This is a genomic window from Roseibium porphyridii (genome assembly GCF_026191725.2).
Taxonomy (GTDB): domain Bacteria; phylum Pseudomonadota; class Alphaproteobacteria; order Rhizobiales; family Stappiaceae; genus Roseibium; species Roseibium porphyridii.
In genome coordinates, this window is record NZ_CP120863.1 from 1,391,707 (window position 1) to 1,406,420 (window position 14,714).

Sequence of the window (14,714 nt, forward strand, 5' to 3'; positions counted from 1 at the left end):
CCTACTGGATGAGAGAGACGCTTGTCCGGCTCTGAAGCGAAAGTGGGGTGGTACAATGGCCGGAGACAAACTCTGTGCTGCAGCCGGCAGGTCCGTTGATCAACAGTTTGCCTGTGCCTTCGCAAGTCAGATTCGACAGTTCGAATTGACGCACGATGGTTTTGTCCTGCGGTAGAACGCCGAAATCAAAGACGGACATTTGGTTGATGACGTCGTTCTTTCCGAAAACAACTATTTCATAGGATGCCGCGTCAATGTCCTGACTGCTCCGGTTTTCCATGACGAATGACAGCCGGCAAGCAGTGCCGCTGGCTTCCAACTTGTTGAGCTCAAGCGAGATGTGGGGTGTCTCTTGTTGTGATTGGGCCGGAGCTGTACCCGCCATCAAAAGCGCAGTTGCATATGCTGCTGCTATCTGGCTGAACCTCAAAGTCTTCACTCCTGAGCATTTTGTATTAGGTCTCGCCGCCCATGAAGACAGGCGGCGAGAAAGCTAGGTGCCGTCACCAGCTGAACTGTTTGTTCATTGTCAGCTTGAAGGTCCGGCCTCGACCCGGGTCTCCTGCCAGATTGTTCTGGTAGTCCTTGTCGAAAACATTCTCGACCGCGGCGCGCAGTTCGTAGCCTTGAAGGAGGCCTTCGCGAGGTTTCCAGTTCGCGAAGACATCGTGGACGCCGTAACCCGGGAAGGGACCCGTTGTCGCTCCACTGTCGATGCCTGCGGCAAAGAGGCCGCGCCAACCGAACTCGACATCATAGGCAGGAACGCGTCCGCCAATTGTCATGGCGAGCGTATCGGCAGGGATCGAATCCAGAGTGCTGCCTGTCTCTTGATCAACACCTCTGACGAGGCTGTACGCCAATGTGCTGAAGACATATCTGGAGTTATAGGCTGCCTCGACCTCAAGCCCCCAAATTTCGGCCTCGTCAATATTGACGTAGTAAGGTACCGAGGTGCTTTGACCGGTGTTCGGATTGGTTGAGATCAGGTCTTTCAAGTCGTTGTAAAAAGCAGTCGACTTGATCTGCAAGCCATCCTGATCTTGAAAGACATCAAAGAATGATAGCGATACCCCAGCTTCGACTGCGTTCGATTGTTCTTTTTCAAGGTTGAGGCTTGCGTTGCGGCCGCCCGGATATGTGCGTGTGGCACCCGAGCTTGAGAACATCTCGTCAAGTGTCGGCACGCGCTCCGTATGGGCAACCGAGCCGAAAATCGAGAATGTGTCATTGAACCGATAAAGTGCTGCAAGTTTGGGAGAGAATGCGACTTCATTTTGTTCAGAGGCCCCTGAAATGGACCCGTCCGGAGACAAGTTGACGAAATCAACCCGAGCACCTGGAATGATGGTCAGCTTCTCATTCCAGATGAATTCGTCCTGGACGAAGAAACCGAATTTTGTATCCGTTCCCTCAGGGTGAAATCCGATCGCACCACTTTCAGCGTCGGCAATACGCTGCTGATGCGAAAGTTGTGTGCCGAATGTGAGGAAATTCTCGAATCCGTTACCTGAATGCTCGATCGTGTTTTCGATCTTGCCCTGCCAGGTGCGATATCCGTATTCGCTGTCTTCAAATAACTGGGAAGGGATTGTTGAAGTTGCATTTTCCTGATCAACGGTTGTGTCAGAGAAAGACAGATTTATGTCCAGGTCGAGCAACGCATTGTCCGATGCTGGATTGTTGTATCGGAATACGATGGTCTGATCGGTGATGTCCCGATCGACTTCTCCGAAACCGAGCGTCCCTGTTTGCGAATATTCTGTATCGTCTGCGGAACTCTGCCAACGTTGATATGACAGGCGAACGGATTGTTCCTTGGCATCTCCGAAATAGTGCGTGACCTTGGCAAGTCCGGAATAGGCGTCGAATGCCGAGCCGTCGATTAAATCGCCGTCTCCTGTCTGATAGTCGTCGGATCGCCGGAAGTTGCCGTTCAAAAGCACTTCTGTGTTTTCAGTGACACGTCCGGCAAACGTGCCGGAGGTCAGGAAACCGTCACCGTTGGAATCGTACATGCCTTTCACATTGACGGCGACTGTTTCTCCTGTTTCCAGGAAATCGCTTGCGTCTTTGGTTGTGAAATTGATCACGCCACCCAATGCACCTGAACCATAGAGCGTTGAAGATGCCGGACCGCGTAGAATTTCAACCTGCTTGTAAAGTTCTGGGTCTGAGAAAAACGAGCCGACGCGATACTGTTCAAAAAACTTGGTCGCTCCGTCCACGGTTACGATGATCTTGGATTCGTCAGAAGCGCTGAGATCACCGATGCCGCGAATATTGAAGGATTGGCCACCTATCCGGTCGCTGCCCACAACCGTAACCCCTGGGACCTCGCGAAAAAGGTCACCAATTGTCATCGCTTGTTCGTCGTCAATCGCCTCCTGATCAAGCACGGTGACAGCTTGCGGCGTGTCGATGGCAACCTTGTCGACACCTGATCCGACCACGATGCGTTGCAGCTTTGTCACGATATTGCCTGTTGCCGTGTCAGTGACAATCGTAACAGGTACTTCCGTTGTGACATCCTGAGCGACGGCCAAGCCGTTTAAAGTCAATACCCAAAGAGCAACTCCACCCATTAGCCGGGTGTGATTGATGTTGCTATGCCCCATTAAAAATCTCCAAGAGTGCGCGTTAACGCGTCCATTTCGCTGCCTCTCAAACAGCGTTTTAAACATGAGTCTATGACTCAGGTATTGCGGTCAATAGGAAACATGAGTATAGGAGTCAAGTATTAGATTGCGAGCGCCTCGAAATTGACGTTGTTTGGAATGGTTCCAGATTGCTGCTGTTTTTCAGTGAGTTATCAGAAACGCTAATTCGACGAAGGTCCGTGGTGCCTGCTGCCATCAACTCCAAATGTCTACAAAGGCAATGCCATGAATGCCGCTTTGGAAACTGTCGAAACCAAGCCAACTGCCGATGAGATCAGAAGGGCTCGTAAGCAAAACCCGAAGATGCGCGACCGGGATCTGGCTGATCACATCGGCGTCTCTGAGGCCGAACTGGTTGCAAGTTTTGTCGGTCATGGAACGCATCGGATCTCGCCTAACTTTGAGGTTCTGTTTCCCGGCCTGGCGCAGCTCGGAGAGGTGATGGCGCTCACCCGCAACGAGAGCGCCGTGCATGAAAAAATCGGTCCGTTTGAGAAGTTCATCAACGGTAAGCGGGCGGCGCTGATGTTGGGCGAGCAGATCGACACCCGAATGTTTCCCTCGAACTGGGTTCATGGATTTGCAGTGCAGCGGAGCGACGGGAAGGATGTTCGCCGCTCCTTGCAGTTTTTTGACGCCCATGGAGATGCGGTTCAAAAGATTCATGCCCGCCCCTCAACCGATCTTGAGGCCTGGGATCGCCTGGTGACAGCGATCCTGATTGAAAATCAGACACCGGATCTCTTGCCGGAAGTTTTGGAAGCCGAGCCGTTTTCCCGAAAGCAACCTTCACATAATGTCGGCAACGTTTTGCGGGACCGTTGGCAGGCTTTGACGGATCCTCATCAGTTCCACGGTATGCTGCGGGATCTGGAACTTGACCGTCTCAGTGCTTTCGAACTCGCAGGGGACGCCTGGGCCTGGCCACTTGATCGAGGCTCGGTACCGGCGCTCTTGCGACTTGCCGCTTCGGAAGCCATTCCGATCATGTGTTTCGTCGGCAATCGTGGATGCATCCAGATTCACTCTGGCCGCATCAATATGGTCATCGACAAGGGTCCGTGGATTAACGTGATGGATCCGACGTTTCACCTCCATCTCAGAACAGATCATATACACGAAGTCTGGGCAGTCAGAAAACCTGCGGATATTGGGTACGTGACTTCTGTTGAAGCATTTAACAGCAGCGGTCAGCATATCATCCAATTCTTTGGGGTGCGCGGTGAAGGCAATTCGGAGCGCACAGATTGGCGGGGACTTGCTGAAAACCTCCCAAGATTAGACCGGTCACTTGCCCTGGGAGCAGCGGAATGAAAAAACACTCGTTTTCAAAACTGTGCAGCTATTTTGCAGCAGTCGCATTGACCGTCATGGCGCTGTTTGCACCGAGCAAGCAAATCTTCGCCGGGGGTGACACAAGCAGCAAAGCAAGCCGCATTGTGTCGGTCGGCGGGTCGGTGACTGAGGTTGTCTACGCGCTCGGAGAACAGGACCGACTGATCGCCAGGGATACAACGAGCGTGTTTCCTGATCAGGTAAACGATTTGCCCAATGTCGGTTACATCCGGGCGTTGTCGCCGGAAGGGGTTCTGTCTGTCGATCCTGACCTGATCCTCATGCTGGAAGGTGGCGGGCCTCCTGAAGCTGTTGAAGTGCTCAATTCAAGCGGTATCTCGATTGCGATGATACCGGAAGAATTTACTGCTGCAGGCATCGTCGGCAAGGTTCAGGCCGTCGGAAAAGCGCTTGGAGTGCCGGAAAAAGCGGATGCGTTGTCCCTGAAGATTTCTGCCGATCTCGAGGCCGCACAAGTCAGTGCTTCAGGCAAAGCTTCTGGAATGCGCGTCTTGTTCATTCTGTCTACTCGCGGTGGTCGGATCATGGCCGGTGGTGTGGATACGGAGGCCGATGGCATTCTTTCCCTGGTGGGAGCAGTAAATGCTGTCTCCGATTTTACGGGCTATAAGCAATTGAGCGATGAGGCCATCATCAGTGCCGCACCGGATGTTGTTCTGATGATGACGCGTGCAGGAGACCACGGAGCGGGTCCGGAAGAACTCTTTGGGCATCCCGCGTTGGCACAGACGCCCGCAGCTGAAAACAATCGGCTAATCAGAATGAGGGGCCAATACCTGCTTGGCTTTGGCCCACGAACCGCTGATGCGATCAGAGAGCTATCGCAAAAGCTGGCAGACTACCGAAATTGAGCACGGTGATGAGCGAAGCCATCGCCCGGCGCGGCAATCGGGTGAAGTCCCGTTCAGTCCGCCTTATGCACTTCAAAACCGGTGACCGGGAACCGGTTGCCAAAGCTGCAACTGCTTTGCTGGCTCTGGTGTCGCTTGGTGTGATGGTGGCAAGTCTCGCAATTGGACCGATCGCCGTTCCGATTTTCGACATGCTCCCCAAAATGTTGGCTGTCCTTTTGAGCGGTGATCGCGGTGTTCCGGAGGGCGTTTCTCCGCGCGACTGGATCGTCGTCACGGATATTCGCCTGCCGCGTGTTCTTCTGGGCGCGCTTGTTGGCGCTGCGCTGGCGGTATCCGGCGCTGTCATGCAAGGGCTCTTCCGCAACCCTTTGGCTGACCCGGGAATTGTTGGCGTATCGGCGGGGGCAGGGTTCGGCGCGGCAGTGTTCATCGTTCTTGGCGGTTCCGTTCTGGCGCCGGTCATGACCTTTCTGGGGATCTATGCGGTGCCTCTTGCGGCATTTGCCGGGGGCTTGATGACAACACTTGTGCTCTATCGCATAGGCACAAGAGGCGGGATCACGTCGGTTGCGACGCTGCTGCTCGCCGGCATCGCTCTGGGTGCACTGACAGGCGCAATGACAGGCCTTCTTGTGTATGTGGCTGACGACCAGCAGCTCCGAGACTTGCAGTTCTGGGGCCTGGGGTCACTTGCAGGATCTAACTGGAGCAAACTTGCGTCTGCGGCCCCCATTATTCTGGCAATGCTTGTCTGTGTTCCCTTTCTGGCCAGAGGGCTCAATGCCCTTATCCTTGGTGAGGCAGCAGCGGGACATATCGGGATCCGGGTTCAGTTGCTCAAAAATGTGAGTATCCTGATGGTGGCCGGAGCTACTGGGGCATCTGTCGCCGTGAGTGGTGGTATCGGTTTTGTCGGCATTGTTGTGCCTCATCTTCTCAGGCTTACCATTGGCCCGGACCATCGATACCTGCTGCCGGCGTCGGCCTTCCTGGGCGCGGTGCTTCTGATTGCCGCTGACACACTCGCCCGCACTATCGTTGCTCCCGCTGAATTGCCGATCGGTATCATCACGGCCTTTGCCGGCGCCCCTTTCTTTTTGTGGATCTTGTTGCGCAAACGGGGGCTGATGGGTTTCTCATGAAGGCTTGCACATGCTCCACTTGAACAGATCCGAAGACCTTGAGCCGGAAACACTGCTCCAGCTTTCCGGCGTGGGTGTCAACGCTGGCCGGGTCGAAATCGTCAAGGAGATCGCGTTCAGTGCAGCGGCTGGTGAGGTTCTTGCCATTATCGGTCCAAGCGGGTCTGGCAAGACGACCTTGATGAGAGCGATAACGGGAGAAAGCGCCTATCGCGGGTCGATCGAGCTGGCGGGACGGGAGGTCAGTGATTTGGGGCCCGGAGAACAGGCTGATCTTCGAGGCGTTCTGCCCCAGGATTCTCAGATCTCGTTTCCGCTCAATGTCACAGAAGTCGTCGGCCTCGGATTTCCAGGCCGTCAGAAAGAGCGTGTGGACCGCTACTTACGGGTGAGCGAAGCCCTTGCGAAGGTCGGATTGAACGGCTTTGAAGAACGATCCTATCAGGACCTGTCCGGTGGGGAACAGCAGCGTGTCCAGCTCGCCAGAGTGTTGGTTCAGGTTTGGGAGCCCGTCCCGGTTTACGCGCCACCCCACTGGCTGTTTCTGGATGAGCCGGTGTCCAGCCTCGACATAAAACACCAGTATCAGATCATGCAGTTGGCCAGGGACTACGCAGATAGCGGCGGCGGGGTCGTCACGGTCATGCACGACCTCAATTTGACCCTTGCGTTCGCGGACAAGGTTCTTGTGATGAAAGACGGATATGGTCTTGCCTTTGGACGCCGGGAAGAGGTCATGACTGCGGAGCTTTTGACGGCAGCTTATGACTTTCCGTTGATGATGACGGCCAACGAAAATGGTGATGACCCTTTGGTCACACCCGCACGATTCCGGCCGGGCTCGGGACAAGCGGTGCCCACTGACTGAATTTCAGCCTGCCGGTATCCGCCGCTCAGGCCTTGCGTTGCCCGACCCACCTTCGATGTAATTCTGAAGTGTGTCGGCGACGCCGATTGCAGCAATCTGGCTGACCGCTTCGGCAAATGCACCCAGAAAGCGTGCGTCCTTGCCAAGCGGCCCAAACAGGTCGGGCATTTCGAACGGTTCTTCGCCCTGTTTGAATACACTCACGGCCCAGTTCTTTAGCAGGACTGAATTGCCGTCTTGCAACTCGATTTGGTGGCCGGTTTCATCCTCACCGAGGCAGTACCGGCACCAAAGGGCGGTTTCAAGGGCAAGCCCGTCGACGGATTGTTCCTTGTCGAGACGTTCCTGGATTGTCGGCAAGATGAATTTTGGTTGCCGGTTGGAACCGTCGAAACAAAGCCTTGGGATCGTGTCGCCAACCGCCGGGTTCGAAAATCGGGTCATCACGGTTTCCAGATAAGACTGAAAACTGACCCCTTGAATTGGAGGCACGGTCGGTATCACTTCCTCCTCCTCAAGTTTGCGCAGATAGTTACGGATCAGCGGATCATTCATCGCATCGTGGACGAAATAGTGGCCGAGCAAAGCAGCCGGATAGGCTATGGCCGCGTGACCTCCATTCAAGATCCGGAGTTTCATGAGCTCATAGGGTGCGACATCCTCAACGAACTCGACGCCGACTTTTTCCAGTGGTGGGCGGCCGCTGGGAAATTTGTCCTCCAAAACCCATTGCCGGAATGGCTCACAAACAACGGGCGCCGCATCTTCGAGATCGAAGGTCTCCGTCACAAGACTACGTTCGCGATCACCTGTCGCCGGTGTGATGCAATCGACCATTCCACTCGGAAATGCGACATTGCCCTTAATCCAGGCGCTTGTTTCTGCAGAAAGAGCTTCGGCAAAGCCGACAACGGCCTGTTCTGTCACATGGCCGTTTTCCGGAAGGTTGTCGCAGCTCATGACTGTGAAAGGCGCAAGCCCGATGTCCCGGCGTTTCAGAAGCGCCGCGACAAGAATGCCGAATACCGTTCTCGGATTGGCAGGGTCATGAAGATCGGCCAGAATTTCGGGATGCCCGGCATCGAATCCACCCGTATTCGGGTCAACGAAATAGCCACCTTCGGTGATTGTCAGAGATACGATGCGAATGGCTGGATCGGTCAGGCGCGCGATGAGCACTGCAGGGTCTACCTCGACAAAGTCGATCATCGCTCCGCATATGCGGGCGTTAAGTCCCTCCGGCTCCAGCTCGACTATCGTGGTCAGCCAGTCTTGGTCTGCAAGCCGGGCACGCATGACTTCATCATAGGGCTTCAGGCCCGCACCGACGATTGCCCAGTCGAGACCTTCACCAAGCTGAAAGAGATTGTCGAGATAGACAGCCTGATGAGCACGGTGAAAATTGCCAACACCGATATGAAGAATGCCTGCCGTGAGTTGGGCCCGGTCATATCTCGGGCGGCCAATTCTCGCCGGCAGGGATGAGAGCACAGTGTTGTTCAGTTTTTGTGTCATTGGTCAGCTCATCCAGTTGCCGCCATCGACGTTGTAGGTTTGCGCAACGATGTAGTCGGCATCAGGTGTTGCCAGGAAAACCGCCATCCCGGTGAGGTCGTCCGCCGTGCCCATGCGGCCGAAGGGCACAGCGGCGCCTACGGAAGCCTTCTTTTCACCCGGCTTCAGTCCTTCGTGTTTTGCAAAGAGCGCATCAACACCGTCCCAGTGCTCCCCGTCCACAACGCCCGGCGCGATTGCGTTCACATTGATGCCGTGGCGGATGAGGTTGAGACCTGCGGATTGGGTCAGGCTGATCACGGCAGCCTTGGTGGCGCAGTAGACGCCGACGAGAGGTTCACCGCGTCGGCCGGCCTGGCTGGCCATGTTGATGATCTTGCCTCCCTGACCACGCCTGATCATGGATTTTGCGGCAGCCTGCAAGGTGAAAAGTGTTCCAGCGACATTGATGCTGAAAAGCCGGTCGTAGCTCTCTCTAGTGATGTCGACAATTGGTGCCAGGTCGAAGAGAGCGGCATTGTTGATGAGGATATCAAGGCCGCCGGTTTTCTCCTCAATCGACAAGATGGCTGCGTCAATGGAGGACTGGTCAGTGACGTCGAGTTCGACCGCATAGGCGTTCGGCCCGAGGTCACGAGCTGCCGCTTCGGCTCCTGCCAGGTTGATGTCGCCGATGGCGACAGTTGCACCCTCTGCCACGTAGCGTTCGGCAAACGACTTGCCGATGCCACGTGCGGCGCCTGTAATCAGCGCTGATTTTCCTTCTAGCCGTGTCATGCCATTCTCAGGCCTTGATTGTCGAAGCGATGGATCTTCTCAGGGTCTGGCGTCAGATGAACGACGTCACCGTGCCGCAATGCGACTTCGCCGGAAGACCGCACTGTCAGTGGCTCATCGTGACCTTCAATTTCGACATAGAGAAAGGTGTCTGAACCCAGATGCTCCGACACGCCGACCTTGCCGGCCCATTTGCCTTCGGTCGCCGAAACACTGAGGTGTTCCGGCCGAATGCCGATGGTGGTCGCGTCGAATTCCGAAGCATAGGCGCCCATCAGGAAATTCATCTTCGGAGATCCGATGAAGCCTGCGACGAATTTGTTCTTTGGTGTGTGATAAAGGTCCAGCGGCGATCCGACCTGTTCGATGACGCCTGCCTGCAACACCACGATCTTGTCTGCCATGGTCATGGCCTCGACCTGGTCATGGGTCACGTAGATCATCGTGGTTTCAAGCGACTGGTGAAGTTCCGAGATCTCAAGCCTCATGTTCACACGCAGCGCGGCATCGAGGTTTGAGAGCGGTTCGTCGAAGAGGAACGCTGCAGGCTCGCGGACAATTGCCCGGCCGATTGCCACACGTTGTCTCTGGCCGCCGGACAACTGGCCCGGACGGCGTTCCAGATAGTCTGTCAGATTGAGAACCTTGGCAGCGGCTTCGACCTTTGCGTTCTGGGCGGCCTTGTCGAGGCCGGCCATGCGAAGCGGAAAGGCAATGTTCTTGCGTACCGACATATGCGGGTAGAGCGCATAGGACTGGAACACCATCGCAAGTCCCCGCTTGGCGGGCGGAACTTCCGTCGCGTCTCTGCCATCGATGTTGATTTCGCCCGAAGTCGTGTCTTCCAGACCTGCAATCAGGCGCAGGAGCGTTGACTTGCCGCAGCCGGAGGGGCCAACGAAGACGACGAACTCGCCATCGTTGATCTGAAGGTCTAACGGAGGGATCACCTGGACATCGCCGAAGCTTTTGGTGATTTGGTTGAGAGTTATCTGGCCCATCTTGGGAACTCCTATTTAACCGCGCCGAAGGTGAGACCGCGAACCAGTTGTTTCTGGCTGAACCATCCAAGGATCAGGATGGGTGCGATCGCCATGGTCGAAGCTGCGCTCAGCTTGGCGTAGAAAAGACCTTCCGGGCTGGAATAGCTGGCAATGAAGGCGGTGAGAGGTGCTGCTTTTGCGGCGGTCAGGTTCAGGGTCCAGAACGCTTCGTTCCAGGCAAGGATGAAGTTGAGCAGCATTGTGGAAGCGATTCCGGGAATGGCCATCGGCGTGAGGATGTAGAGAATTTCCTCTTTCAGCGATGCGCCATCCATGCGGGCTGCTTCCAGGATCTCACCGGGGATCTCCTTGAAGTAGGTGTAGAGCATCCAGACGATGATCGGCAGGTTGATCAGCATCATCACGATGGTCAAACCTGTTCGCGTGTCGAGAAGACCCAGCTGTATGAACAGGAGATAGATCGGATAGAGCACGCCGACCGCTGGAAGCATTTTGGTCGACAGCATCCACATCAGGATGTCCTTGGTGCGCTTGGACGGCACGAAGGCCATCGACCATGCAGCCGGTATGGCGATCATGAGGCCGAGAACGGTCGAGCCGCCGGCAATGATCACCGAGTTCCAGAGAAAGCGCATGTAGTCGGATCTTTCCTGGACGACCGCATAGTTCTCCAGCGTCCAGTCAAAAAACAGGAACAGCGGTGGGTCGTTGATCGCCTGTGCCTCTGTCTTGAAGCTGGTCAGGATGGTCCAGAGGATCGGGAAGAAGATCAGAAAACCGATTGCCCATGCGACGGCGGTGTTGATCGTCTTGCGGCGGGTAGTGACAGAACGTGCCATGTTTTTCCCTCCTCAGGTGTCCAGGTTTTTGCCGACGATGCGCATCAGGAAGATGGCAACGATGTTGGCAAGGATGATTGCGTAGACACCACCGGCAGATCCGAGGCCGACATTCTGACTTTCCAGAACACGCTGGAAGATCAGGTAGGTCAGTGTGCGGGTGCCGAAGGCGCCGCTTGTGGTCACGAAAATCTCCGCAAAGATCGCCAGCAGGAAGATCGTCTGGATCAACACGACGATTGTGATGGCGCGTGACAGGTGCGGCAGGACAATGAAGGCGAAACGCGACAGGGGCGGTGCCCCATCCATTTCGGCAGCCTCAAGCTGTTCACTGTCCAGCGACTGAATTGCAGTCAACAGGATCAGTGTCGCGAAGGGCAGCCATTGCCAGGAAACGATCAGGATAATCGAAAACAGCGACAGATCGCTCAGCCATTCAATTGGCTGTGCACCAAAGGCCTTCCAAAGGTGCGCGAACAGGCCGTTCACCGGATCCATGAACATGTTTTTCCAGACGAGTGCCGAAACGGTCGGCATTACGAAAAACGGTGCGATCACGAGAATGCGGACGATGCCCTGGCCCCACATGGGCTGATCCAGAAGCATGGAGAGCAGGACCCCGAAGAAAATCGTGATGAGCAGGACGCCTCCGACAATGATGAGTGTCGTTTGAACACTTGGCCAAAAGGCACTGGAGGAGACGAAGCGGACGTAGTTGTCGAAACCGGTCCAACCAAGATCACCGCCGCGGAGCGGAAGGTATTTCTTGAACGAAAATACCAAGGTCATGGTGAGCGGAATAAGCATCCAGCCGAGAAGCAGAATGACTGCAGGAGCCATCATTATTCGAGCGGCGGAGCGGGAGTGCTGGGTAGCCATGGACACACCTTCTCTGTTGACGGCAGTAGTCTACCGTGACGAGCGGGGCTATGGGGAGCAGGTGGGTAGTGTAAAAAGGGAGGGCGGAAGTGCTCCGCCCTCGCAGTCGGGGGAGGAAACCCTTAGTAGCCGGCGGCTTCCATTTCCTCAGCCGTGTTCGCTTGAGCTTTTGCAAGCGCTTCATCAACGGTCTGCTGACCGGCAACCATTGCCGAGAATTCCTGACCAGCAGCCGTACCGATGCCAGCCCATTCCGGGATAGCGACATACTGAATGCCGACGTAAGGAACCGGCTTGACAGTCGGGCTGTCAGGGTTGGCCGCGTTGATGCTTTCGAGCGTCATCTTGGCGAACGGGACCTTCTGGTACTCCGGGTTCTCGTAGAGCGATGTACGTGCTCCAGGAGGTACATTGGCCCAGCCTTCCTTGGAGGCTACGAGCTCGATGTATTCCTTCGAGGTTGCCCATTCGATGAACTGCTTGGCAGCTGCCTCTTTCTGGGTGCCGGCCGGAATGGCGAGTGCCCAGGCCCAGAGCCAGTTCGAGCGTTTATCAACGCCTTCCTTGTTCGGCGCGAGTGCGAAGCCGACCTTGTCTGCGACCGTGGAGTCGTTCGGGTTGGTCACGAAGGATGCTGCAACAGTCGCATCGATCCACATACCGCACTTGCCCTGCTGGAACAGTGCCAGGTTCTCGTTGAACCCGTTGGTGGACGCGCCCGGAGGGCCATAGCTGGTCAGAAGGTTGTTATAGAAGCTGACAGCGTCTTTCCACTCTGGTGTGTCGAGCTGCGGCTTCCAGTTTTCATCGAACCAGCGTGCACCGAAGGAATTGGCAACGGTGGTGATGAACGCCATGTTCTCACCCCAGCCGGCCTTGCCGCGCAGGCAGATGCCGTAGATTTCGTTGTCCTTGTCCGTCATGGCCTTGGCAGCGGCTTCGACATCGCTCCAGGTCGGAGCATCCGGCATCGTAACACCGGCTTTTTCCATGAGGTCCGTGCGATACATAATCATCGACGACTCACCATAGAACGGTGCCGCATAAAGGCTGCCGCTATGGCTCAGTCCGGCGCGCATTGCGGGCAGGATATCGTCTTTGTCATATTCGGCCGGCAGGTCGTCGAGCGAGACGAGCCATTCGTTTGCCGCCCAGATCGGGGTCTCGTACATGCCGATGGTCAAGACGTCGAACTGACCGCCCTTTGCGGCGATGTCCTGAGTGACGCGCTGACGCAGGACGTTCTCTTCAAGAGTGACCCACTCGACCGTATGACCGGTCTTTGCCGTGAAGTCTTCCGTCAGACCCTGCATACGGATCATGTCGCCATTGTTCACGGTCGCGATCGTGATCGTTTCCGCAAAGGCGCTGGTTGTTGTGATCAAAGTAAGTGCTGTGACCGCACGTAATGCGTTCTTCAAATACATCCTATGTCCTCCCTGGCTTGGATGTTGACCAAACCTTGAGGCAATAATTACCCGGCGTCAAGAAAAAATTTGCGCGCGTAAAATTTTAGGCGGACGCGCGTAACACCAACCGAGCTGCGAACAGGGTTTCCTCGCGGTCGTTGAAGGTGCCGCCGGCTTCGATCAGGTTATTTAATGTTCCGAAGGCATGGTTCGCGACGGAATCATAGTCATGAGCTGCTGTCGTCAGCGAAGGGCAGGTGAACCTGGAGAAGGGGTGATCGTCATGTGATGCGACCCGCAATGCGCAACCTTCTCCGCGGCCAACCCGAAAACCTTTTTCGTAACAGGCAGATAGGAGTCCGATTGCGAGACGGTCGTTGCTGCAAAGGATCGTGTCGGTCGGAAATCCATGCACCTCCAGAATTCGGAGTGCACCCTGGCGGCCAATCTCTTCAAAGGCCCACCCTTCGCCTTCAACCTTGACCACATGAGGTTCGAAACCGAGCTTGTCCATCATCTCGAGGTAGGCCGCTCGGCGCTTGTTTGCGTTTGGGTTCGCAGGCGTGGTCATCTCGAAAAAACATGGCGGCTCGCCCGATCGCGTCAGGTATTCGACGGTCTGCGAGACGAAACTGAAATTGTCCGAGCCGACAAATGCCTCGCCAATTCCTTCAATATTACTGTCGAACAGTACCGTCGGGACGTCCTTGCAGAATTTTTCAATATAGCTGTGGTCCGATGCACGGCCGAGCGGTGCAAGCAGCACTCCGGCTGGTTTCAGGGAGCGCAGGCTTCCCAGTATGTCGTTCTCCAGGCTTTGTTGACCGTGAGAGCTGAACAGGATCGGCCAATAGCCGGCGTCAATGCAGCGTCGCTCAATGTTTCGGGCGATTTCAGCGAAAAAAGGGTCGGCCAGATAGGGAACAACAATCCCGATATTCTTGGTCAGTCGGCGGTTCTGGTTGATCGCAAAGATGTTGGGGCGGAAATCGTAACGCTCAAGCGCTTGCTCGATCCGTTCACGCGTTGACTGGCGCACGCTGTCAGGATCATTGAAGTATTTCGATACGGTCGGTCTGGAGATCCCGCTGACGGCGGCAAACTCCTCCATGTTCCTGATTTTTCGATCCGTCATCAGTTGCCTTGACGCTCCGCCCATTATCGTTTCTGGTCAAGTTCTTACTGCCAAGTGGGCGGCAAAAACTTTCCGCGTGTAAAATTTTTTATTTACAATAGAAACTTTGCATTGGTCGGGTCAAGAAACAACGTCGCCAATATTTGCGGGCTATCCCATCAAATTCTCATGATTGAAGGGAAATCCGGCCACGATATCAGGTGTGTAGGTCACATCGGCGGAAAGCCTGGCGGAAGGCAGGTTTCGTCGCAAACGGTGCGCGCTCTGCGGCTGGAG

The 14,714-nt window shown here is 55.5% G+C and carries 13 protein-coding genes; 4 read left to right on the plus strand and 9 right to left on the minus strand.

The annotated features are described in order from the left end of the window. Position 1: 1 nt before the first annotated feature. Together K1718_RS06565 and K1718_RS06570 are read right to left on the minus strand one after the other, a co-directional pair. Positions 2–430, minus strand: coding sequence for a hypothetical protein (locus K1718_RS06565; protein ID WP_265683209.1), 429 nt, complete (start codon positions 428–430; stop codon positions 2–4). Between the two features lie 73 nt (positions 431–503). Continuing rightward, positions 504–2,618 (minus strand): TonB-dependent receptor domain-containing protein, encoded by a 2,115-nt coding sequence (locus K1718_RS06570; RefSeq protein WP_265683211.1) that lies wholly within the window; start codon positions 2,616–2,618, stop codon positions 504–506. Between the two features lie 267 nt (positions 2,619–2,885). On the opposite strand from K1718_RS06570, the gene K1718_RS06575 reads away from it, so the two are divergent. Genes K1718_RS06575 through K1718_RS06590 form a run of 4 tightly spaced genes read left to right on the plus strand, consistent with a single transcriptional unit; the run spans position 2,886 to position 6,880 of the window. Beyond that, positions 2,886–3,974 (plus strand): hemin-degrading factor, encoded by a 1,089-nt coding sequence (locus K1718_RS06575; RefSeq protein ID WP_265683213.1) that lies wholly within the window; start codon positions 2,886–2,888, stop codon positions 3,972–3,974. Then, positions 3,971–4,867 (plus strand): heme/hemin ABC transporter substrate-binding protein, encoded by an 897-nt coding sequence (locus K1718_RS06580; protein WP_265683214.1) that lies wholly within the window; start codon positions 3,971–3,973, stop codon positions 4,865–4,867. Before K1718_RS06575 ends, K1718_RS06580 begins: the two co-directional genes overlap by 4 nt. Before the next feature lie 8 nt (positions 4,868–4,875). After that, on the plus strand, positions 4,876–6,012 hold the full coding sequence (locus K1718_RS06585) for a FecCD family ABC transporter permease (RefSeq protein WP_265683215.1): 1,137 nt from the start codon (positions 4,876–4,878) through the stop codon (positions 6,010–6,012). Between the two features lie 10 nt (positions 6,013–6,022). Further along, a complete protein-coding gene (locus K1718_RS06590) occupies positions 6,023–6,880 on the plus strand; it encodes a heme ABC transporter ATP-binding protein (RefSeq protein ID WP_265683216.1) in 858 nt (285 codons plus the stop codon). 3 nt (positions 6,881–6,883) lie between these two features. Here K1718_RS06590 and K1718_RS06595 read toward each other — a convergent pair whose 3' ends face one another. From K1718_RS06595 to K1718_RS06625, 7 genes are all read right to left on the minus strand, one after another. Continuing rightward, positions 6,884–8,395 carry a mannitol dehydrogenase family protein gene (locus K1718_RS06595; RefSeq protein WP_265683217.1) on the minus strand — a complete coding sequence of 504 codons (1,512 nt, stop codon included), beginning with the start codon at positions 8,393–8,395 and terminating at the stop codon, positions 6,884–6,886. 3 nt (positions 8,396–8,398) lie between these two features. Further along, entirely contained in the window at positions 8,399–9,172 is a 774-nt protein-coding gene (locus K1718_RS06600; RefSeq protein WP_265683219.1) for an L-iditol 2-dehydrogenase, read from the minus strand. After that, entirely contained in the window at positions 9,169–10,173 is a 1,005-nt protein-coding gene (locus tag K1718_RS06605) for an ABC transporter ATP-binding protein (protein WP_265683221.1), read from the minus strand. The genes K1718_RS06600 and K1718_RS06605 overlap by 4 nt, the downstream gene beginning before the upstream one ends. Positions 10,174–10,184: 11 nt before the next feature. Continuing rightward, positions 10,185–11,015: a carbohydrate ABC transporter permease gene (locus tag K1718_RS06610; protein ID WP_265683222.1), complete on the minus strand. Its 831-nt coding sequence runs from the start codon at positions 11,013–11,015 to the stop codon at positions 10,185–10,187. A gap of 12 nt (positions 11,016–11,027) precedes the next feature. Then, on the minus strand, positions 11,028–11,894 hold the full coding sequence (locus K1718_RS06615) for a carbohydrate ABC transporter permease (RefSeq protein ID WP_152500176.1): 867 nt from the start codon (positions 11,892–11,894) through the stop codon (positions 11,028–11,030). 122 nt (positions 11,895–12,016) lie between these two features. Next, positions 12,017–13,321, minus strand: coding sequence for an ABC transporter substrate-binding protein (locus K1718_RS06620; RefSeq protein ID WP_152500177.1), 1,305 nt, complete (start codon positions 13,319–13,321; stop codon positions 12,017–12,019). A gap of 85 nt (positions 13,322–13,406) precedes the next feature. Then, positions 13,407–14,438: a LacI family DNA-binding transcriptional regulator gene (locus tag K1718_RS06625; protein WP_265683225.1), complete on the minus strand. Its 1,032-nt coding sequence runs from the start codon at positions 14,436–14,438 to the stop codon at positions 13,407–13,409. Between the last annotated feature and the right edge of the window lie 276 nt (positions 14,439–14,714).

Excerpts from the sequence above, each read along its gene's own strand:
- K1718_RS06570 (WP_265683211.1), bottom strand. The coding sequence starts at position 2,618 with ATGGGGCATAGCAACATCAATCACACCCGGCTAATGGGTGGAGTTGCT.
- K1718_RS06575 (WP_265683213.1), top strand. The coding sequence starts at position 2,886 with ATGAATGCCGCTTTGGAAACTGTCGAAACCAAGCCAACTGCCGATGAG.
- K1718_RS06580 (WP_265683214.1), top strand. The coding sequence starts at position 3,971 with ATGAAAAAACACTCGTTTTCAAAACTGTGCAGCTATTTTGCAGCAGTC.
- K1718_RS06585 (WP_265683215.1), top strand. The coding sequence starts at position 4,876 with ATGAGCGAAGCCATCGCCCGGCGCGGCAATCGGGTGAAGTCCCGTTCA.
- K1718_RS06590 (WP_265683216.1), top strand. The coding sequence starts at position 6,023 with ATGCTCCACTTGAACAGATCCGAAGACCTTGAGCCGGAAACACTGCTC.
- K1718_RS06595 (WP_265683217.1), bottom strand. The coding sequence starts at position 8,395 with ATGACACAAAAACTGAACAACACTGTGCTCTCATCCCTGCCGGCGAGA.
- K1718_RS06600 (WP_265683219.1), bottom strand. The coding sequence starts at position 9,172 with ATGACACGGCTAGAAGGAAAATCAGCGCTGATTACAGGCGCCGCACGT.
- K1718_RS06605 (WP_265683221.1), bottom strand. The coding sequence starts at position 10,173 with ATGGGCCAGATAACTCTCAACCAAATCACCAAAAGCTTCGGCGATGTC.
- K1718_RS06610 (WP_265683222.1), bottom strand. The coding sequence starts at position 11,015 with ATGGCACGTTCTGTCACTACCCGCCGCAAGACGATCAACACCGCCGTC.
- K1718_RS06615 (WP_152500176.1), bottom strand. The coding sequence starts at position 11,894 with ATGGCTACCCAGCACTCCCGCTCCGCCGCTCGAATAATGATGGCTCCT.
- K1718_RS06620 (WP_152500177.1), bottom strand. The coding sequence starts at position 13,321 with ATGTATTTGAAGAACGCATTACGTGCGGTCACAGCACTTACTTTGATC.
- K1718_RS06625 (WP_265683225.1), bottom strand. The coding sequence starts at position 14,438 with ATGACGGATCGAAAAATCAGGAACATGGAGGAGTTTGCCGCCGTCAGC.